Source organism: Paraburkholderia sp. GAS38, from assembly GCF_050434965.1.
GTDB lineage: Bacteria > Pseudomonadota > Gammaproteobacteria > Burkholderiales > Burkholderiaceae > Paraburkholderia > Paraburkholderia phenazinium_A.
Map to the genome: position 1 here is coordinate 606,191 of NZ_JBNDJO010000004.1, position 19,708 is coordinate 625,898.

Annotated in this window: 22 protein-coding genes; 8 read left to right on the plus strand and 14 right to left on the minus strand. The window is 64.1% G+C overall.

Features of this window, described 5'->3' with window-relative positions; all coding sequences use genetic code 11:
• From P3T42_RS13195 to P3T42_RS13205, 3 genes are all read left to right on the plus strand, one after another.
• Positions 1 to 1,182 carry a porin gene (locus P3T42_RS13195; RefSeq protein ID WP_429306283.1) on the plus strand — a complete coding sequence of 394 codons (1,182 nt, stop codon included), beginning with the start codon at positions 1 to 3 and terminating at the stop codon, positions 1,180 to 1,182.
• 282 nt (positions 1,183 to 1,464) lie between these two features.
• Positions 1,465 to 1,797, plus strand: coding sequence for a hypothetical protein (locus tag P3T42_RS13200; protein ID WP_429306284.1), 333 nt, complete (start codon positions 1,465 to 1,467; stop codon positions 1,795 to 1,797).
• Between the two features lie 169 nt (positions 1,798 to 1,966).
• Positions 1,967 to 2,227 carry a hypothetical protein gene (locus P3T42_RS13205; protein ID WP_074294811.1) on the plus strand — a complete coding sequence of 87 codons (261 nt, stop codon included), beginning with the start codon at positions 1,967 to 1,969 and terminating at the stop codon, positions 2,225 to 2,227.
• Between the two features lie 60 nt (positions 2,228 to 2,287).
• Here the strand turns inward: P3T42_RS13205 and P3T42_RS13210 are convergent, their stop codons facing one another.
• From P3T42_RS13210 to P3T42_RS13235, 6 genes are all read right to left on the minus strand, one after another.
• On the minus strand, positions 2,288 to 2,623 hold the full coding sequence (locus P3T42_RS13210) for a hypothetical protein (protein ID WP_074294810.1): 336 nt from the start codon (positions 2,621 to 2,623) through the stop codon (positions 2,288 to 2,290).
• Positions 2,624 to 2,706: 83 nt separating this feature from the next.
• Positions 2,707 to 3,474: an AraC family transcriptional regulator gene (locus tag P3T42_RS13215; RefSeq protein ID WP_074297183.1), complete on the minus strand. Its 768-nt coding sequence runs from the start codon at positions 3,472 to 3,474 to the stop codon at positions 2,707 to 2,709.
• A gap of 81 nt (positions 3,475 to 3,555) precedes the next feature.
• Positions 3,556 to 4,851, minus strand: coding sequence for an FAD-dependent oxidoreductase (locus tag P3T42_RS13220; RefSeq protein WP_429306285.1), 1,296 nt, complete (start codon positions 4,849 to 4,851; stop codon positions 3,556 to 3,558).
• Positions 4,848 to 5,114, minus strand: a complete 267-nt coding sequence (locus tag P3T42_RS13225) for a (2Fe-2S)-binding protein (protein WP_429306286.1) — start codon at positions 5,112 to 5,114, stop codon at positions 4,848 to 4,850. Before P3T42_RS13225 ends, P3T42_RS13220 begins: the two co-directional genes overlap by 4 nt.
• Positions 5,107 to 6,234, minus strand: a complete 1,128-nt coding sequence (locus P3T42_RS13230; protein WP_429306312.1) for an NAD(P)/FAD-dependent oxidoreductase — start codon at positions 6,232 to 6,234, stop codon at positions 5,107 to 5,109. The genes P3T42_RS13225 and P3T42_RS13230 overlap by 8 nt, the downstream gene beginning before the upstream one ends.
• The gene (locus tag P3T42_RS13235; protein WP_429306287.1) at positions 6,231 to 7,178 is read right to left on the minus strand and encodes a 4-hydroxyproline epimerase; all 948 of its coding nucleotides are present in this window, start codon (positions 7,176 to 7,178) and stop codon (positions 6,231 to 6,233) included. The genes P3T42_RS13230 and P3T42_RS13235 overlap by 4 nt, the downstream gene beginning before the upstream one ends.
• 198 nt (positions 7,179 to 7,376) lie before the next feature.
• On the opposite strand from P3T42_RS13235, the gene P3T42_RS13240 reads away from it, so the two are divergent.
• Positions 7,377 to 8,282 (plus strand): dihydrodipicolinate synthase family protein, encoded by a 906-nt coding sequence (locus P3T42_RS13240; RefSeq protein WP_074294805.1) that lies wholly within the window; start codon positions 7,377 to 7,379, stop codon positions 8,280 to 8,282.
• 48 nt (positions 8,283 to 8,330) lie between these two features.
• Here the strand turns inward: P3T42_RS13240 and P3T42_RS13245 are convergent, their stop codons facing one another.
• Entirely contained in the window at positions 8,331 to 9,050 is a 720-nt protein-coding gene (locus P3T42_RS13245; protein WP_074294804.1) for a response regulator transcription factor, read from the minus strand.
• A gap of 420 nt (positions 9,051 to 9,470) precedes the next feature.
• Between P3T42_RS13245 and P3T42_RS13250 the strand changes: the two genes are divergently transcribed.
• Positions 9,471 to 10,787 (plus strand): MFS transporter, encoded by a 1,317-nt coding sequence (locus tag P3T42_RS13250; protein WP_074294803.1) that lies wholly within the window; start codon positions 9,471 to 9,473, stop codon positions 10,785 to 10,787.
• Between the two features lie 98 nt (positions 10,788 to 10,885).
• The gene (locus tag P3T42_RS13255) at positions 10,886 to 12,376 is read left to right on the plus strand and encodes an MFS transporter (protein ID WP_429306288.1); all 1,491 of its coding nucleotides are present in this window, start codon (positions 10,886 to 10,888) and stop codon (positions 12,374 to 12,376) included.
• A gap of 82 nt (positions 12,377 to 12,458) precedes the next feature.
• Here P3T42_RS13255 and P3T42_RS13260 read toward each other — a convergent pair whose 3' ends face one another.
• The 3 genes from P3T42_RS13260 to P3T42_RS13270 form a co-directional block, all read right to left on the minus strand.
• Positions 12,459 to 12,938, minus strand: a complete 480-nt coding sequence (locus P3T42_RS13260; RefSeq protein WP_429306289.1) for a DUF2501 domain-containing protein — start codon at positions 12,936 to 12,938, stop codon at positions 12,459 to 12,461.
• 150 nt (positions 12,939 to 13,088) lie between these two features.
• On the minus strand, positions 13,089 to 13,361 hold the full coding sequence (locus tag P3T42_RS13265; RefSeq protein ID WP_074294800.1) for a hypothetical protein: 273 nt from the start codon (positions 13,359 to 13,361) through the stop codon (positions 13,089 to 13,091).
• 90 nt (positions 13,362 to 13,451) lie between these two features.
• Entirely contained in the window at positions 13,452 to 13,883 is a 432-nt protein-coding gene (locus tag P3T42_RS13270) for a DoxX family protein (protein ID WP_074294798.1), read from the minus strand.
• Between the two features lie 265 nt (positions 13,884 to 14,148).
• On the opposite strand from P3T42_RS13270, the gene P3T42_RS13275 reads away from it, so the two are divergent.
• Positions 14,149 to 14,874, plus strand: a complete 726-nt coding sequence (locus tag P3T42_RS13275; protein WP_074294796.1) for a DeoR/GlpR family DNA-binding transcription regulator — start codon at positions 14,149 to 14,151, stop codon at positions 14,872 to 14,874.
• A 39-nt stretch (positions 14,875 to 14,913) separates the two neighbouring features.
• Here P3T42_RS13275 and P3T42_RS13280 read toward each other — a convergent pair whose 3' ends face one another.
• Positions 14,914 to 15,315: a VOC family protein gene (locus P3T42_RS13280; protein ID WP_074297181.1), complete on the minus strand. Its 402-nt coding sequence runs from the start codon at positions 15,313 to 15,315 to the stop codon at positions 14,914 to 14,916.
• Positions 15,316 to 15,436: 121 nt separating this feature from the next.
• Positions 15,437 to 17,587 (minus strand): tetratricopeptide repeat protein, encoded by a 2,151-nt coding sequence (locus P3T42_RS13285; protein WP_429306290.1) that lies wholly within the window; start codon positions 17,585 to 17,587, stop codon positions 15,437 to 15,439.
• Positions 17,588 to 17,856: 269 nt separating this feature from the next.
• On the opposite strand from P3T42_RS13285, the gene P3T42_RS13290 reads away from it, so the two are divergent.
• Positions 17,857 to 18,303: a GNAT family N-acetyltransferase gene (locus P3T42_RS13290; protein WP_429306291.1), complete on the plus strand. Its 447-nt coding sequence runs from the start codon at positions 17,857 to 17,859 to the stop codon at positions 18,301 to 18,303.
• A gap of 36 nt (positions 18,304 to 18,339) precedes the next feature.
• Here the strand turns inward: P3T42_RS13290 and P3T42_RS13295 are convergent, their stop codons facing one another.
• On the minus strand, positions 18,340 to 18,777 hold the full coding sequence (locus P3T42_RS13295; RefSeq protein ID WP_074294790.1) for an acetyltransferase: 438 nt from the start codon (positions 18,775 to 18,777) through the stop codon (positions 18,340 to 18,342).
• A 27-nt stretch (positions 18,778 to 18,804) separates the two neighbouring features.
• Positions 18,805 to 19,494 carry a GIN domain-containing protein gene (locus P3T42_RS13300; protein WP_429306292.1) on the minus strand — a complete coding sequence of 230 codons (690 nt, stop codon included), beginning with the start codon at positions 19,492 to 19,494 and terminating at the stop codon, positions 18,805 to 18,807.
• Between the last annotated feature and the right edge of the window lie 214 nt (positions 19,495 to 19,708).

The following is a 19,708-nucleotide window of genomic DNA, read 5'->3' on the forward strand; positions in this document are numbered from 1 at the left end:
ATGAAACACACAAGCGGCACATTGAGAAAACTCGCATTCACGGCCAGCGCAACCTTGCTCGCCAGCCCGGCCTTCGCGCAGAGCAGCGTGACGCTGTACGGCGCGGTAGACGACGCGATCGTCTACGCCAATAACCAGAAGGGTGCGTCCAACGTGTATCTGCGGCAGGGCAACCTGTATGCGTCGAAATGGGGCCTGCGCGGCGTTGAAGACATTGGCGGCGGCACCACGATCGTTTTCGACTTGCAGAACGGCTTCGATCCGAACACGGGTGCGCTGTCGTCGTCCACGCAGATCTTCAACCGCCAGGCGTATATCGGCGCGCAAAACCCGCTCTACGGCACGTTCACGATGGGCCGCCAGTACACCACGTACTACCAGTTCGTCGGGCCGCTCGCCTCGAGCAACTGGCTGACCGGCGCAACGGGCGCGCATCCGGGCGACATCGACGGTCTCGACACCACGATCCGCATCAACAATTCGCTGATCTACAACACGCCGAGCTGGAACGGCCTGCAAGCAGGCGGCATGTACGCATTGGGCGGCATTGCCGGCAGCACCGGCAAAGGCCAGACCATCAGCGCAGGGGTGCGTTATGCAACCGGTCCGGTGAACCTCGCCGCGGGTTATCTGCGCATGGACAACGCGCAGCAGACCACGGGCTTCGATCCCGCCTCGACGGGCAGTTTCGGCACCTCGTCGCTCAATACCGGGTATGTGTCGGCGAAGGCGCTTCAGCACATCGCCGCGGCCGCGGACTATACGATCGGCAGCCTGATGATGGGTCTGACGTACACCAACGTTCAGTACGTGGCGGGCAGCCATTCCATCTTCCGCGACACCGCGATCTTCAACACCTACGCGGCACTCGCCACCTATCGCTTCAGCCCGGCCTTCGATATCGCGGGCGCGTTCTCGTACACAATGGCGTCGCAAGCCAACGGCATCACCAGCGCGGCACGCTATCAGCAGTACTCGCTGAAACAGGCCTATCACCTCTCCAAGCGCACCACGCTGTATGCGGTGGAGGCTTACCAGCGGGCGAACGGTCAGACGCTCGGCGCGAAGGGCGCCGGGGATATCGTCGATGCCACACCGGCCGTTGGCGACTCGCAGAATTCAACGCCGTCGTCGACCAATGCGCAGTTCGTCGGCATGTTGGGCATTGCCGTTTTGTTCTAAGCAGCGGAAGTTGTTGCCTGCTTCATCCGCCCGCTGCCGGCGTCGCATCTGTGCGCGCCGGTAGCGGCGCTCCCGCCTCCTCCACGGCTTTACTGCCGTCTCCAATGCGGCAGCGTCTCCCCTTCGGCCGAGGCACGCTTGTTGCGCCGATATAATGACGCCTGATCTGCCGTCCACTGCCGGCCGCCCCGAGCGGGTCGCACCGTACAGCGCGCTTTCAGCACCTGGATCCGTTCGGCGCCGGATTCGCGGGCCGCAGGGACCGAACCCATCTGGAGACCTATGAAGAAGTTTGCCGTAGTCCTGTCCGTTCCCCTGCTTCTCAGCGCATGCGCGTATTTCCAGAACCCGGATTCGGGCGAACCCGTGGTCGACGGCAACACGCAGCGCCCGGTCAGCGATGTGGTGGCCTGCATGACGCAGCAAGCGGCCAAACACAACGCCACGTTCAAGACCACGCCGCTGCCGGAAGGTCAAATGCTCGATTTCGGCGATTCGAACGTCGTCAAGATCCGCGCCGACAATGGCGCCACCACCTACCGTTTCTACGCCGGCAAGCGCCACGTGGACAACCTGTGGATCGAAGGCGCGAGCAAAATCTGCGCGCCGCAATAGTTTCGAAACCGTTCAGTAACCGCTTCGTAACCTGCCGTACCGTAAGAGCCGGTAATCAATACCGGATCGAAACACCGCGAACCTGCCGCTTCAGGCCCGAGTCTTAAGAATGGTTTAAGACTTGGGCCCCATGATCCACCGGACAATGAAAAAGCAGGAGGTACATACCATGTACAAAACGACTCGCGACGCAAACGATGCCACGGCGCCGGCCAAGCGCCCGACCATGCTGCGTCGGCTATTGAGCCATCACGAACTCGCCACGCTGCTGCTGTTGCTGCATGCGCCGATCGATGCGTTCGCCAAACCCGAAATTCCCATGCTCCACGAGGCAGGCCTCGTCGAGACGGTCGCCACCGAAGCCGGTGCACCGAGCATTCGTCTGACGCAAGAAGGAAATGCCGTCCTGCGTGGACTGGGCATCCGCTAACAGCGGGCTTTCATCAGCTTTTCTGTTGCACCGCCGTGACGGCTCAAGGGCGCTACGTTTCTAAGCCTGCCACACCGCGTAACCCGCTTCACGCAGTCCAATCGCCAGTTCGACTTCCATGTCTCGCGCGCCGTCGTAGGGCATCGGATTGAACACCTCATACAGCTCAGGCATCAGGCGCAGGCCGTAATCGCGCACGTAGCGATTCGCCTGGATATCCGCCTTGTGACGGTCGAAACGCAGGTCCGGGTCCAACCCCGTCATACCCACATACACGCATGGCCGCTCGAACCGGTAGTCCGGGTTCGAACGGCGAAAACGCGCCTCGTTCCAGACCGTGTCCGACAACGCGACGACATAGACGTAGTAGTGGTGACTCGGACGACGGCGGGCCATGCGATGCGGGCGACAAATCAACGTTGAACCGGCTGTATAGCAGCTTTTATGCGCTCATGCAGCAGTCGCGCGTCGCGGCTGGATCAGCCATGCGCGGTCCCATGCAGCAGCATGCGGTATTCGGTGGGCGTGATGCCGACCGTCGCCTTGAACTGCCGCGTGAACGCGCTGTGATCGGTATAGCCGCACAACGCGGCCACATCCGTGACCTTGTCGTGCGACACCAGCAGGGCGGTGGCCGCATCGAGCCGCGTTTTCAGCAGCACCTGACGCGGCGTCAGATGAAACACCTTGTGGAAATACCGTTCGAGCTGCGCCACCGACATGTCCGCCATCGCCGCAAGCTGTTTCAGATTCAGCGGCTGCACGTAATTGTCCTGAATGTACTGCACAACCGCGGCGAGCCGGCTGTACGCGGGATGGCTGCCCTCGTCCGCTTTCAGATCGCGCGAGATGCCCGCCAGCCCCACCACCCGCCCCGCCGGATCGCGCAGCGGCTGCTTGCAGGTGAGACACCAGCCCGGTTGCCGCCCGGGGTAAAGATGCAGCTCCAGCTGATCGACCATCTGGTTGCCGACATTGATGATCGCGATGTCCTGCGCGGTGTAGATGCGCCCGAAGCGGCGCGGGAACACATCCTCGGCGGTCTTGCCGAGCAGCGCCGTCTTGTCCTTGTAGCCGCAGCGCGAGGCCAGCGTGCGGTTCACCAGCGCGTAGCGCGCCTGCGCGTCCTTGACGAAAAACACGACGTCCGGCATCGCGTCGAAGACAGGTTCGAGCAGCGTGAAATGCGAGAGCATGCCGCTTAGCGTGGCATCGGCTGGGTCGAGCGGGTGAGCCAGCGTGTTCATCTTGCGTGTCCCGTGCATGCGGTGCGGTGGTCTTGTGCGCTTGATTATAGGGCCGCGCGATGCGGTGAAAAAATGTGCGCCTCAATCCGTCGAAGCCAGGTCCTGCTCGCACGCAGCCATCAACGTGCCGATCTGCGCCGGATGAAACGGCGGACGTGGCTGCGCCGTCTGCCAGCCGAAATACGTGCCGGCAGCCGTGCCGCAGATGCGCCCCTGGCACGCGCCCATCCCGCAGCGCGTGTGCAGCTTGGCGTCGCGCCATTCGGCATGAGTTCGCACTTCGCCGAGCGTCACGTCTTCGCAGCGGCATAGCAAGGTGTCGTCGGGCGGGAGCGCGCGGGCTGCCTCGCTCAAGGTGAACGCATCGTCCACGCGCTGAGCGAAGCGTTGCCAACGCGAGCGTTGCGCGCGCAAATCTGGCCGGGCGCCCAGATCCGGCAGCGCGCCGCTTGCCACATAACCCGCAATCTCGCCTTCGACGCGCGCCAACTCCATCCCGCCAATACCCGTGCATTCACCGGCGGCGAGCACGCCCGGCACGGAAGTCCGCTGCAGATCGTCGATGCGGACCGCGCCGCGCACGTCGAGCGCACAACCCAGTGCCTGCGCGAGCGTGATATTGGGCACGAGGCCGTAGCCACACGCGATGCGATCGCAGTCAAGCGTGATCTCGCGTTCGCCGCGCTGGATCGTCACCTGTTCAACCCGGCCTGCACCGCGTGCTTCGCGCACCACGCTGCCGCTCAGGTAGCGCAGCCCTGCGAACCCACGCGTCAATTGCGCGGCCTGCAGCAGCTTGGAGGGCGTCGCCAGCAGCGAAGCGGCGAAATGCGCCAGCGCCAACGCCGAGGCCTGCTCGACCACCGCCACCACCTGGGCGCCCGCGGCGCGAGCCGTGGCGAGCGAAGCAAGCAGCAACGGGCCGCTGCCCGCAATCACGACGCGCTCGCCGCGCACCGGTGTGCCGCCTTTGATCAACGCCTGCAGTGCACCCGCTCCGGTCACGCCTGGCAGCGTCCAGCCGGCGAACGGCAGCAGACGTTCGCGCGCGCCGGTCGCGAGGATCAGTTGGCCGTAACTGACGCACATGCCGCCCTGCTCGGCCGCCGATTCCAGCAATAACGCGTGTGGGGGCAGCGGCGCGATCACCCGCACCGAAGAGAAAACCGTCACATTCGGATGACCTGTCAGCGCCTCGTGTACCTCGCGCAGCGGCGCCTGCGGCGCGTGCCCTGGGCCTTGCCGCCAGACCTGTCCGCCGACGCGCGGGTTGTCGTCGAACACGGCGACCTCTGCGCCCGCCTGCGCAGCCGTACGCGCTGCGTTCAACCCAGCCGGGCCCGCGCCCACCACCACGACGTCATAGTGCCGATTCACGCGGGCTCCGTCGTCTGAATGATCTGACCATCGCGACAGACCGTCTGACACGCGAGCGCATGCGCCCGGCCGTCGATGGTGACGCGGCATTCCTGGCAGACGCCCATCCCGCAGAAAGCCGCGCGCGGTTGACCGCTCACGGAGGTGCGCGTGCCGTGCAGACCCGCTATGGCGAGCGCGGCCACCACCAGGGTTCCGGCCTCGACCTCCACCGTGCGTGCGTCGATCGTCACGCGAACCCGCTCGACGGCGCGACTAGACATGACCGCCTCCCTGCGCGAAACGTTGCGGCAAATACGGCGCGAGCGAGATCGCCGGCGCGTCGCCGGTGATCTGCGCCGCGAGCAGTTTTGCCGTCGCCAACGAAGTGGTAACACCGAGTCCCTCGTGCCCCACCGCCACCCACAAGTCCTGCGCGGCGCCGCCCATGCGGCCGATCAGCGGCAGACCATCCGGCGTCGCCGCCCGGAAGCCGGTCCACGCGCGAATGCCGTTGAGCCTCGGCAAGGCCGGCAGATAGCGCGCGGCACGCTGCAGCATCTGCGCGAGCACGGGCATGTCGACGGCGGGATCGGTGGTGTCGAACTGGCGCGACGAGCCGATCAGCACCTGGCCGGTCGGCCTCGGCTGCGCGTTGAACGCCACAGAGGTGCCCACCGCATGATGGGCGCTTTTGATGTAGCCAAGCTCAAGCAGTTGATGGCGAATCAGGCCGGGATAGCGGTCCGTGATCAGCAGATGGCCCTTCTTCGGCTGCAACGGCAGCGACGGCACCAGCTTCTGCGCGCCGATGCCGTTCGCCACGATCACATGAGCGGCGTGCTTGCGCTCGCCATTGGCGAGCGTCACGCCATGGGCGTCGACGGCGGCGACTTCCGTGTCGAGCCGCACGCGGATATTCGCGGCGTGCGGCGCTTGCGTGAGCAACCATTCGGCGACGGTCGGCGCGTACACGATGCTGTCGTGTTCGATCCGCAGACCGCCCACCATGTCGGGCGCGAGCGCCGGTTCGCAGGCGCGCAACGCCGCGCTATCGAGCAACTGTGCGGCCACTCCACGTGCCGCAAACGCGTCGTGCATGGCACGTGCGGCTTGCCACTCTTCGTCGTCGGCGGCGACCCAAAGCGTGCCGCAGCGCGAGAACGCGTCGCGCTTGCGCAGTTGCGGCGCGAGTTCGAGCCACAGGTCGCGCGAATACGCGCTCAGCGCAAACTCCGCGGGCGAGTCGTTCATCACGACAATGTGCCCCATGCCCGCGGCCGTCGCGCCGCCCCCGATGCCATGGCTATCGAGCACCTCGACCTGCATGCCGCGCGCAGCCAGCTCCGCCGCGCAGGCCGCACCGACAATCCCCGCGCCGACGATCACCGCATCTGCCGTCATGCCGTACGCAGACCCCATGCAAACGGATCGCGCTCGTCGAAACACAGGCGCCCTTCCGCCATGATATGCGCGTAGCCGGTGATCGTCGGCACCACGGTCGCACCGTCACCGCTGTTCCGATACGTAGCCTCGAACACGCTGCCGATGATGCTTTCCTGCCGCCACACCGCGCCCTCGGCGAGCTTGCCGTCGGCGGCGAGGCACGCCACCTTCGCGCTGGTGCCGGTGCCGCACGGCGAACGGTCGTAGGCGTTGCCCGGACACAGCACGAAGCTGCGGCTGTCGATCCCTTCGCGCGAACCCGCCTCGAACAATTCGATATGGTCGATCAGCGCGCCGTCCGCTCCGGTGATGTGTTGTGCGATCAGCGCATCGCGAATCGCCGAACTGAAGGTGGTCAACTCGGCAATGTGACGCGCTTCGAGCGTGCGGCCGTGCTCGGCGACGAGGAAAAACCAGTTACCGCCCCAGGCGATATCGCCGCTCAACACGCCGTAACCGGGCACCTCGACGCTCACCGCCTGGCGATACCGGTAAGCCGGCACGTTGCGCACAGCGACGCTGCCGTCCGCATTGAGCGTGGCCTCGACGATGCCCACCGGCGTTTCGATCCGATGCTGACCGGGTCCGATGCGCCCCATATGCGCCAGCGACACCACCAGTCCAATCGTGCCGTGTCCGCACATGCCGAGGTAGCCGACGTTGTTGAAGAAGATCACGCCGGCCGCGCAATCCGCCGCGTCCGGCTCGCATAGCAACGCGCCCACCACGACGTCCGAGCCGCGCGGCTCCGTGACGATGCCGGCGCGCCAGTCGTCGAAGCGGGTGCGGAATACGTCGAGCCGTTCGGCCAGCGTCCCGTTGCCGAGGTCGGGTCCGCCGGACACAACCAGGCGGGTCGGTTCACCGCCGGTGTGCGAATCAATCACGTTCAAGGTTTTCATGCTGCTATCTTAGAAATGCCGACTCGGCCGGTCTTGGCGTCATTATGCGTGGATCATGACGATTTCAGCATAGGCGCCGGCGGCGCGCAACATCAGCGCCTATGCTGAAATCGTCATCCGGCACGCGCGAATCACGCAAGACGGCAGCTTTTTCCCTGCTTACACTGCGGTCAACTCATCACACTCAGGAGAGAAGTCGTGGCACATATCTGGGAAGGCGTATTGCCCGCAGTCACCACCAAGTTCAACGCGGATTTCAGCATAGACCGGGCGTGGACGAAGAAGAACATCGAAGCGCAGATCGACGCGGGGGTGGATGGGATTATTGTGTGCGGCTCGCTCGGCGAAGCCTCGACCCTCTCGCTCGACGAAAAGCTCGAGGTGCTCGACATCGCCGTGGACGCCTCTCGCGGCCGGGTGCCGGTGCTCCTGACGATCGCCGAAAACAGCACGCTCGACGGCTGCCGCCAGGCCGAAGCGGGCGCGAAGCGCGGCGCGGCCGGCTATATGGTCTTGCCGGGCCTGCGCTACCTGTCGGACCGGCGCGAGACGCTGCATCATTTCCGCAGCGTGGCGAACGCCAGCGCATTGCCGCTGATGATCTACAACAATCCGCTCGCGTATGGCGTCGACATGACGCCGGAGATGTTTGCCGAGATTGCCGACGAGAAGAAGATTGTCGCGATCAAGGAGTCGTGCGGCGACGTGCGGCGCGTCACGGATCTGATCAACGCCGTGGGCGACCGCTACGCGATCCTGTGCGGCGTGGACAACCTCGCGATGGAAGCGATCCTGATGGGCGCACACGGCTGGGTAGCCGGCCTCGTCTGCGCGTTCCCGCATGAGACGGTGGCGATCTACAAGCTGCTCAAGGCAGGACGCCTTGAAGAAGCCCGGGCGATTTACCGCTGGTTTGCGCCGCTGCTCTCGCTCGACGTGTCGGCAAAGCTGGTGCAGAACATCAAGCTGGCCGAAGCGATGGTAGGACTCGGCACGGAGCCGGTGCGACCGCCGCGCCTGCCGCTCGCCGGCGATGAACGCAAGGCGGTCGAAGCCTTGATTCGCCGCTCGCTCGAAACACGGCCGGCCTTGCCGACGCTCTGAGCGGCAGTGGCGTCCGAAGCTGCGTCAGCAGCCGGCGGCGCCGTTCGATCAGGCCGCCGCTTTCTCGATCTGCGCATCGGCGTGACGCAGATTCAGCAAGCGGTAGCCACTCTTGTAGACCGGTTGCAGACGAAAGCCGCTGTCCTGATCGATTTCGAGCAGGAGACGCAGACGCGACACATGGCTGTCGATGGTGCGCGTGAACTCGCGGAATTCGCGGCCCCAAACCATCGCGAAGATATGATCGCGCGACAGCACGCGGCCGATGTTGGCGAAGAACAGCGACGCCAGCCGATACTGCGTGCCCGACAGATTCACCGGCTCGCCGCGCAACATGACGAGCTGGCGACGGCCGTCGAAGTGATACGGCCCGGCGTCGAAGCTCGCCACACTGTGGCGGTCCGGGTAAGCGCGCCGCAGCAGCGCGGCGACGCGCTCGCGGAACTCGGCCGGGCGCAACGGCAACGACACGTAATCGTCAGCGCCGGCTGCGAACGCGCGCACGGCCGCCTCCTCGGTACTTTCTTTTGACGCGAAGACGACCGGCAGCCGGTCGCCGCCCACGGCCCGCACCGATTTCAGCACGTCGACGCCGGACAGGCGCACGCCGTGCCAGTCCAGCACGAGCAGGTCGACGGTGGAACGCGCGAGAACCCTCGACATGTTCAGGCCGTCGTCATAAGTCACGCAGGTGTGGCCCGCCTGCACCAGAGTCTTTTCGATCGACTGGCGCTGCAAGGGGTCGCGCTGAAGGATGGCAATACGCATGAGGGTGGCTCTCAACTGATAGATCGGACGCGATTCTGTGAGTCGCATGACCGCCAGCCCATAGGAGCAGTCCTAATTTAGCCGCCGATCGGCGTCGTCCGACAGAGCTGTCTTGCGTTCCGACGTATGTATTCCGCATTACCTGCGCGAGGCTGCCTGGGACCGTCAGAAAAGCGTCGTGACGTCCCAATGAGCCGCGCCCCGCCGACCAACTTGTTCAATCGAATTAAGCACTTCCAGCGGCCAATCCCTTTCATCCTGTAAAATCGCCGGCCGGCCAACGTTGTCATCGCGCCTGTCGTATCCCGGCAGACGCGCCCGTGTCCCGTGCTCTACCCGGCGCCCCCAACACTTCTCGCCCGACAACCGCCGCATTCCACGCAGCGCGCGTGGCTTCCTATTCAATAAAACGACAGAGCAATGCAAGCAACAAATCTGGGTGGAGCACAACAGGCTGTCACCCCACGCACCCTTGGCCCAAGCGACTACAAAACCCTGGGCCTCGCCGCACTTGGCGGCGCGCTGGAGTTCTACGACTTCATCATCTTCGTGTTCTTCGCCCCGGCGATCGGACAACTGTTCTTCCCGCAAGCGATCCCCGACTGGCTGCGCCAGTTGCAGACCTTCGGCATCTTCGCGGCGGGCTACCTGGCGCGCCCGCTCGGCGGGATCATCATGGCGCACTTCGGCGACCTGCTCGGCCGCAAGCGCATGTTCACGCTGAGCGTGCTGCTGATGTCAGTGCCGACGCTGCTGATGGGCCTGCTGCCCACTTACGCCAGCATCGGCCTGCTCGCGCCGGTGCTGCTGCTGGTGCTGCGTGTGCTGCAAGGCGCCGCGGTGGGCGGCGAAGTGCCGGGCGCGTGGGTGTTCGTGTCGGAACACGTGCCGCAGCGCCATATCGGTTATGCCTGCGGCACGCTGACGGCGGGTCTGACAGCCGGCATCCTGCTCGGCTCGCTGGTCGCCTCGGGCGTGAACCGCCACTTTGCGCCCGCGGACATCACCGGCTACGCGTGGCGGATCCCGTTCCTGCTGGGCGGCGTGTTCGGCCTGTTCTCGGTCTACCTGCGCCGCTGGCTGCATGAGACGCCGGTGTTCGCCGAACTCAAGCAACGCAAGTCGCTTGCCGCGGAAATCCCCTTGAAGGCGGTGCTGCGCGACCACGGCCGCGCCGTCGTCGTGTCGATGCTGCTGACGTGGATGCTGTCGGCGGCGATCGTCGTCGTGATCCTGATGACGCCCACGCTGCTGCAAAAGCAGTTTCATATCGCACCGGCCACCGCCCTGCTCGCCAACGGCGTGGCGACGCTGTGCCTGACGCTCGGTTGCGTCGTGGCGGGTTCGATTGCCGGCAGGATCGGCGCGGGACGCACGCTGTTTATCGGCGGTCTGGCGCTGGCGGCGTCGTACTACGTGATGTTCGCGCAGCTCGCCGTCGATCCGTCCAAACTGCTGCCGCTCTACGCCGTGACGGGGTTTCTCGTCGGCGTGATCGGCGCCGTGCCATTTGTGATGGTCAAGGCGTTTCCGGCCGCCGTGCGTTTCTCGGGCATCTCGTTCTCGTATAACGTCGCGTATGCGGTGTTCGGCGGCCTCACGCCAATCGTCGTTTCGCTGATGATGAAATCGAATCCGATGGCGCCGGCGCTCTATGTGGGCGCAGTGTGCGTGCTCGGCGCGGTGACCACCTTTTTCATCAAGGATGCGCCTCAGGAGCCTTCGTCGAGCCGCTGAGGCTGGCTTAGGCGCGGCGCCGGCTCACCCGCGGCGATACATCGATACTTCATGTCACACCGAAACGTCGCGTGCCGCGCGGCGTTACGATGTGTCTCATGAATACCCCCACCGCCCCCTTCACCCGCGCCATCGCCCTGATTGTCGGAACGGTCAGCGTCGGGTTCGTCGTCACGCAACTCGACGTGACAATCGTCAATATCGCACTCGCGAACATCAGCACCGACCTGCATGCGAGCGTCGCCGGCCTGCAATGGATCGTCGACGCTTACGCGCTGGCTTTCGCGGTCCTGATGCTGTCGGCCGGTGTGCTCGGCGACCGGCTCGGCGCGCGCCGCATGTACGCCGCCGGCATCGTGATCTTTGCGCTCGCATCGCTCGCCTGCGGACTCGCGTTCGACGACGTCATGCTGGTCGCCGCACGCGCGGTGCAGGGCATCGGCGCCGCCGCGATGCTGCCCAACTCGCTCGCGCTGCTCAATCAGGCCTGCGGGCACGATCCGAAGCTGCGGGCGCGCGCAGTGGGTCTGTGGACCGCGGCGGGCGCCATCTCTATCGCAGCGGGCCCGGTGGTTGGCGGCTTGTTGATTGCGGGCTTCGGCTGGCGCAGCATCTTTCTGGTCAACCTGCCCCTGTGCGCCGCGGGCCTGTTCGCGACCTTCGCATGGGTGCCGGGGCCGAACGCCAAGCCGGTGCAAGCGTCGGCACAACCGTCGGCTCAGGCCTCGCAACCCGCGGTGCCGCCGCGCAGCATCGACCTGCCCGGCCAATCCCTTGCCGTCGTCACATTGACTGCCTTTACCGGCGCGGTCATCGAATGGCGACCGCTCGGCCTGAGCCATCCGCTCGTCGCAGGCGGCTTTGTCCTCGCACTCATCGCCGCCATCGCCTTCGTCACCATCGAATCGCGCGTGGCCGCACCGATGCTGCCGCTCTCGCTGTTCCGCAAGCGCACCTTCAGCGCGGCGGTCCTGTTCGGCATCTGCGTGAACCTGACCTACTACGGCATGGTGTTCGTGCTGAGCCTGTATCTGCAACGGGTGCGCGGTTACACACCACTGCAGGCGGGGCTCGCATTCCTGCCGCTGACCGGTGGCTTTCTGGTCTCGAACGTACTCAGCGGCTGGGTCGTGGGGCACTACGGCGCGCGCGTGCCGATGATCTGCGGCGCGCTGATCGCGGCGCTGGGTTATGGCTTGCTGCATCTCGTGGGCGCAACGACGCCGCTTATCGGGCTGTTGCTGCCGTTCCTGCTGATTCCTTCGGGCATGGGCCTCGCGGTGCCGGCCATGACGACCGCCGTGCTCGCGTCGGTTGAGAAGCAGCGCGCCGGCACTGCGTCAGCGGTCCTCAACACCGCGCGGCAAGCGGGCGGCGCAGTGGGCGTCGCGGCCTTCGGCGCGCTGGTGAGCGGAGCGGGCGCCGCGCACATCGTGTTCGGCATGCAAGCGGCCACCGCGATTTCCGCGGGCTTGCTACTCACTGCGCTGGCGCTGGCGTGCCTCGTCCATCCGCAGCCGCACGCTCAGGAACCGGATGACAGGAAGAAACCGCCCTTGCGCCCGGTGCATGGCGCCGGGCGCGGTTGAGCCGCCGTGTGGTGTTTGTTTGCGGCCATGAAGATGACCGTGCGGGTAACCGCGACGCTCGCAGAATTTGGGCTGACGATGCTTAAAGCATCGACTTGCCTTGATCGAGGATCTTGTCGCAGATCTGCTTGGTGAGTTGCTGCTTGACGCCATCGCCGCCAAGGCTCAGCTTCTGGCCGCTGCCTGTGTCGACCACGCCGTTGGCGCCATCGGTATAGCCGCTGCTGGAATTCGACGCGCCGCCCGGCAGCTTGCTCATCAGCGAATCCTTGACCGACGACGCGCTGTTGCCGCCCAGGTAGTTGTTCTTGATGCAGAACTGCAGCACACCGGCGACATTGCTGCTGCTGCCGGACGTCACCGAGCCCCCTGACAACGCACTGCCAAGGTCGCCCAGGCCTCCCGACGAACCGCCCCCGGTCAAGCCACCGAGGCTCGGTGAGGAACCGTTGCTGCTCCCCTGGTTAAGCAGATTGCCGAGTTGAGCATAAGCTGCGGAAAGCGGGATCGACAGTCCAATAAGCGTTGCCGCAGCTACAACGCAGTGCATGCGTGCTTTCATAGATTCCTCCTGTGGGTCGCCGCTTCCAGTTGTTCAATATTTTTTGACAACCCTACAGGACACAATAGTGCGGAAATCATTGGTTTCCCACTGATTTTGCACTTCAGGCAATTGCGCAGTTGTCCTTTTCATCACAGCGCACTCTCCACGCTATAGCGAGGTTTCCTGAATCTCCCCGGAATCCAGTGCGCGCTGGATCAACCCTTCGTTTTCCACCTTGCGGATCGCGTCGGCAATCAGCTTCTCCGGCTCTTCGATCTCTGCCTTGATCGTGCTGAGGAAGCCGGAGGCATCGAGGATCACCAGCGTTTCCGCCGAATCGGCCCGGCTGATGATCACGCGATGCGGCGTCGGCCCTTCGCCGAGGCTCGCGCAAAACTGCATGACATTGCCGCCGATCGTTTGCTCAAAACTTTGAATCATTGTTGGCTCCTTGCTGACTATCCGAATCGAAGAGATTTGCCGGCCCACGCCTTCCCCACGCAATTCCGGTGCCACGGCGCCCGCGCAGAATCACCGCCCCAAACCGCCGCGCGGCGCACGCGCCCCGTCGATGCTGATCCGGCCCGCACCCGTCACGAACAGCAGCAGGAAACCACCCGCAATGCCGATGTTTTTCCAGAAGTGGATCACCATGTCGTGCTGGACGGCCGCATCGGTGACGTTCCAGAAATCGTGTCCGAGGACGGCGGTGGCCACCGTGTACACCGCCAGAATGAGCGCAAGCGGGCGAATCTTGAAACCGACCACCAGACACAGTCCGCCGAGCGCTTCGACGGCGGTGGCGAGCGGCGCCGCCACCTGCACGAACGGCACGCCTTTGGAGTGCAGATACCCGACGAAGCCTGCGTATCCCAGCAGTTTCATCACGCCGCCCCATAAGAACAACACGGCCAGCGCAAGACGTGCGAGGAAAATAACGCCGGAATCGACGGGACGCGTCATGAGAGAGGGCTCCTGTAAATGAATAAGCAGAAGACCGGGCTGCGCGCTGTCAGTTCCCGGAGGTTGACTGTCAGAATATGTCCATTGACTCGCTTTTCCAAGCGAATACGCGCTACGGCAGGCACTTACAAGGAGAATTCTTCCCTGCAGGACGCCCGGAATCGCGCTTTCAATTGCTCGCCGCCCCCGGCCGCTCTTGTTATAATCCTTTCACGATTTCGAACGAAATATAACGCAGCTTTGCGTCACGGGCCCCAGGACTTCCATGCTGAAAACTGATCGCCTTCGCGCGCTCGCCGATGCGCTGGCGAGACAAAACGTGATGCGTCTGCGCGACGCGGCCGCGCTGCTCGGGGTGTCGGAAATGACGGTGCGCCGCGACGTCGCCGCGAGTCCGGGGCAGTTCACTTATCTCGGCGGCTACATCGTCAGCGCGACAGATGTGCCGAACACCGCCGGCTATTCGCTGGAGCAGGAAAAAGATCACTTCGCGCAAGCCAAGGCCGAGGCCTCGGCATTCGCCGCCAAGCTCATCGCCGACAACGAAACGCTCTTCATCGATTGCGGCACCACGCTCACCACACTGGCCCGGCTGATTCCCGCCGAGCGGCACGTCACCGTGGTCTGCTATTCGCTGAACGTCGCGGAAATCCTGCGGCGCAAGCCCAACGTACGCATGATCCTGCTCGGCGGGGTCTACGTGCCGTCATCGGATTCGTTCGCGGGGGAAGAGAGCATCGAAATGCTGCGCCGGATGGGCATCAACAAGGCCTTCATTTCGGCGGGTGGGGTGGACCAGGCGCGTGGTGTCACCTGCTGGAATTTCCATGAGGTCGCGCTCAAGCAGGCGGCCATGGCGAGCGCCGTCGAACGGCATCTAGTGGTCGATACCAGCAAGTTCGGCGCGGTCAAAGCCGTCCGTTTCTCGCAGGTCGACGATTTCGATTCGATCATCACCGAGAAAGGCCAGGAGTTGCGCCAGCGCAAGTGAGCGTTGGGGCCGTGGCCGCGAAACGGCACTTGCCGCGTCTCAAGGATACGTAGCCACCTCGATCAGATTGCCATCCGGGTCGCGGCAATAGACCGAGGTCATCGGGCCACGTGCGCCGGATCGCGCGGTTGGGCCCGCTTCGATCGCGACACCTTGCGCGAGCCAATGCGCCTTGACTGACTCCGGACTCGCCTGAGTCACGAAGCAGAGATCCGCACTGCCCGGTACCGGCGCCGCGCCGGTGAACCACGCCACCGTATCCGCATCCTTCGGCCGCAGATTGATCTTGTGGACGCCGAAATGCACGGCGACCCGCACGCCGGTGCGCGAATCGAAATCGATGCGTTGCATACCCAGCACACGCACATACCATTCGGCACTGGCTTCCACATCCGCTACGTTCAGAACGATGTGGTCGATGCTGTCTATCGAGAAGCTCATGATCGTCGAGAGTGTTGTGCAGATCGCGTTGGGGACGGGCGTCTGCCGCACCGGCCGATGCGCCGGCAACGCCAACCGTATGCCACCCAGGCAAAATACCACGCTCGGGCCAAACGCGTTCTCAGGTCTGCGCAGCGAGCGACGTAGCGAACGCCACCACACACGCCTCACGCACCCGTTCGATCACCGACGACCAGTCCTCGTCCGCCGCGCGTCGGAACAACCGCAGCGTATCCGGATACCACGGCGAGTCGCTGCGCGTGTGCATCCAGCGCCAGTCGAGGCCCTGGCTCGGCAGCATGACCCAGCAAGGCTTGCCCATTGAGGCGGCCAGATGAGCGACGGAGGTATCGACGCAAATCACCAGATCGAGCTGCGCGACGATCGCCGCGGTGTCGACCAGGTCCGTCGTCTCCGAGCCGAGATGCAGCAACGGCTGAGCAGCCGGCGGCGACTGGCCCTCTTCTTCGCCCTGACCTTTTTGCAGACTCACGAATTGCAGATCCGGCACGCTCCACAGCGGCGCCAGCGCAGTCAGCGAGGGCAGCGAACGGTTGGCGTCGTTGTGGTGTTGCGGATTGCCCTTCCACACCAGCCCGATCCTGCGTCCTGCGGGCAGCGTCGCGAGCCGAGCGCGCCACTGTTCGACGACAGGCTCCGCAAGTCTCACCGGTTCGACGGGCGGAATCGTCTCCAGCGTCGTGCGCAGATGCAGCGGCGCACTCAACAGGCTGGTCCAGCAATCGAAGCCCGAAGCGCGGTCCACGGCCCCCTGGTGATCGACGACCGCATCCACGCCCTCCACCGCCGCCAACAAGCGGCGCAGCGGCGCCAGACAGGCCACCGTAATATGCGTGGCGCCCTGCGCCTTGAGCAACGGCAGATAACGGCCGAACTGCAGCATGTCTCCAAGACCGTCCTCTTGCCAGACCAGCAGCGACTTGCCCGCCAATGCGTCGCCATGCCACTGCGGACAGGGCAACAGCCTTGGCGTCTTGTGATAGATAAAGTCGGTCTTCTTGTAGCGTGATTCGTAGAGCCGCCAGCCTTCTTCGAACTCGCCGGTACTGATCAGCAAAGTCGCAAGCGCGAACGTCGCGTCAGGATAGTCCGCGCGGATGGCGATGGCTTGCCGGTAAGCCGCCTCGGCCTCGGGCAAACGGTTGAGCTCCTTCAGCACGTTGCCCAGGTTATAGAGCGCCTCGACAAGATCGGGACGTAGCGCGAGCGCCTGCTGATAAGCGGCGGCCGCTTCCTGCCAGCGCTCCTGGACCTGCAGCACACTGCCCAGGTTGTTGTGAGCTTCGACGCCTCCCGGATTGATGCGCAGTGCCTCGCGATACGCGGCCTCAGCCTCGGCCAGCCGCTCCAGTTTGTGCAGCACGATGCCCAGGTTGTAGTACGCCTCAGCGTAGTCGGGACGCAATGCGAGTGCCTGCCGGTAGGCCGCTTCGGCTTCGGGCAAGCGCTCGAGGTCGGCCAGCACGCTGCCGTGGTTGTTGTGCGCGTCGCTGTAATTCGGGCGAATCGTCACCGCCAGGCGGCAAGCCAGTTCCGCTTCGGGCAAGCGCTTTGAAATCTTCAGCACACTGCCGAGGTTATTGAGGGCCTCGGGATATTGCGGCCGCACGGTCAACGCCTGGCGGTAAGTCTGCTCCGCCTCGGCAAGACGGCCGAGTTCTCTGAGCACATTACCCAGATTGTTATGCGCCTCGGCGCAGTCGGGCCGCACTGCAAGCGATTGCCGGTAAGCGCCTTCCGCCTCGTGCAGACGGCGATGATCGTAGAGCACGATGCCCAGGTTGTAGTGAGCCTCCGCGTAATCGGAGCGGATGGCAATGGCCTGCCGGTAGGCCGCTTCTGCGTCATGCAAACGCTTGAGGCTGTACAGCACCGCGCCGAGGTTATTGTAGGCCTGAGCCTGATCGGGCCGGATGGCCGCGACGCTGCGAAACATCGCTTCCGCTTCGAGCAGGCGGTTGAGACCTTTGAGCAGGATGCCGAGGTTGTTGTACGCATCGACGAAATCGGGTTTGACCGCGATCGACTGGCGCCAGTAATTTTCCGCGTCGTCCCAGCGGTTCAGGCCGAGCGCCGCGACCGCGGCAACATTCAGCGTCTCGACCAGCAAGTGTTCGGCGACGCTTTCCCGTGCATCGAGTATGGGCTGAAGCAAGGCCAGGGCTTCGGCAAACTTCCCGGCCCCGCACAGCGAAACCGCCACCTGATGAGGTGCCGTGGTGAGAGGCGCGAGCGTCGATGCCGAAGTCATGGATGGTGGTAGGCGCGATTGTCGGCGCTTGTAAGCTCGGGGAAAGTTGTTCCCTGATCGGGTCCGGTGCGGATGCGTGGTTGGCACGCTCTTCATGCAACGGGAGCGCCCCAACAAGCAGGTTACGGCACTTGAGGCCGGCGCGATGGGACGAAATGAGCGTATTGCTGCACGTTATTCAGCGGATGGGCCCGCCCAATCGGGATGCCTTGCGCCCGGCGATACGCTAAGCTCCGAAACGTGTCGTAAAGAAAATCGGAACCATAACAATGACCCAACTTACGCTCCACCCCGTCACGCGGGACAACTGGATCGCCTGCGCCAAGCTCGAATTGCCGGAAAGCCAGCGCGGCTATGTCGCCCCTAACGTCTACTCCATTGCGGAATCGAAATTCGAACCGCACTATCAGCCGCGTGTGATTCTGCTGGATGAGGAAGTGGCCGGCTTCCTGATGTATTGCCAGAACGACACCGATCAGCAGGCTGAAGCATTCTGGCTGTTCCGCATGATGATCGCCGCTTCGCATCAAGGCAAAGGCCTTGGCTACCAGGCGGTGACACTCGCGTTAGCCGAGATGGAAACGATGGGCGCTCGACTGGCCTACACGATGCATAAGCCGGACAACGAAGTGGCCGGCCGCCTCTATGCCAGGCTCGGCTTTCGTCGCGTGGGTGTGCTCGAGGACGGCGACATTCAGCTGCAACGGGACTTTTAAGCTGAGCTCGCCGGCACGGCGGTCCGAATCACCGCCCTAAGACTGCCAGGCCATATGCACAAGCGGAAACGGCCGGCCAGCAGAATCCGTTGCGGAACGTCCCACATCCTTGAACCCGTAGCGGCGATAAAACTCATGCGCGCGCGGATTCTGTTCGTTGACGTCCACGGTGAGACTGGCGTGCTTCTGCCTCACATGGTCGAGCAGGCTTGTACCGACACCTCGCCCGAACTGCTCGGGGTCCACAAACAACATTTCGACCTGTGCCTCATGCATGCCGATAAAACCGGCAATGAGGCCCTCGGCACTCTCACAGACCCACACTTCCACCGCCGGCAGATACAGGTCTCTGACTTGCGGATAGAGGTCTTCGATATCCTGCTCGCGCAGAAAGGTATGCGTCGCTCGCACAGAGCGCAGCCAGATTTCGACCAGCGCCGAGTTGTCGGCGGGAATGCGGCTTCGTATGGTCATGATGGGTATAAGCGAACGCCTCAACAGCTACTCGAAACGCACGTCCCCCGAACCGGAACGGTTGACGATTCGTGTCGACGGGTTCCCGCTGATCCGAACATCGCCCGAACCGGCTACATTGACGATCGCCGAGACTGAGGCATCGCCACGCAGGTCGCCCGATCCATGCACGCTCGCGTTCAACGCGTTCGCCTCGACGGCGTGGACATCCACCGCGCCCGAACCCTGGATGGCCACGTTCACCGTCTTCACGCGGCCGGAAGCCACGAACGAGCCCGACCCGGAAACGCTGAGGTTCAAGGCATCGCCATGGATGCCCGACGCCGTCATCGACCCCGAGCCCTGCAGACTCACCGCACGCAGCGACGGATTCGTAATCACGACCTTGATGTCCCTCGCCAGCGCGACCGGCTCCTTCAACTCGATGGTCAATACGTCGTCGTGGATGGAAGTGAGTAGCAACGGCAACAGGTTCGCCGGACCGGAGACCGTGATCGACGGGCTTGCGCCAATCGAGAAGACCACCTCAGCCGGCGCACGCAGCTCAATGCCTGAAAACTTTCCTGCTGGCCGCGTTTCGGTCTGATCGGCAGACGAGGCGGCGTTGGCATCCGTCGACACGCGGATCACCGCACCGGCGTTGCTCTGGGCCACCGCCACACTTGCGAGCACGCTAAAGGCCGCCGCCGCGGCAATTCGAACGATGGACACGCTCATGGTCTTTCGCCTCCTTGTCTCAACTCGCTATTGCGGCCCTTGGCCGCTTTGGTTGCGCATCATGCGCCTAAGCGCAGCGAGGCGTCAAACCCGCCAGTAAATCGAGTCCTTTGCAACGCTGTACAGACTGGAGACATAGCTGACAGGTGTACGGGGACATGGTTGACACTTTCGGGCAATCGAACGCCCGGACCCATCCATGCCCTGGAACGTA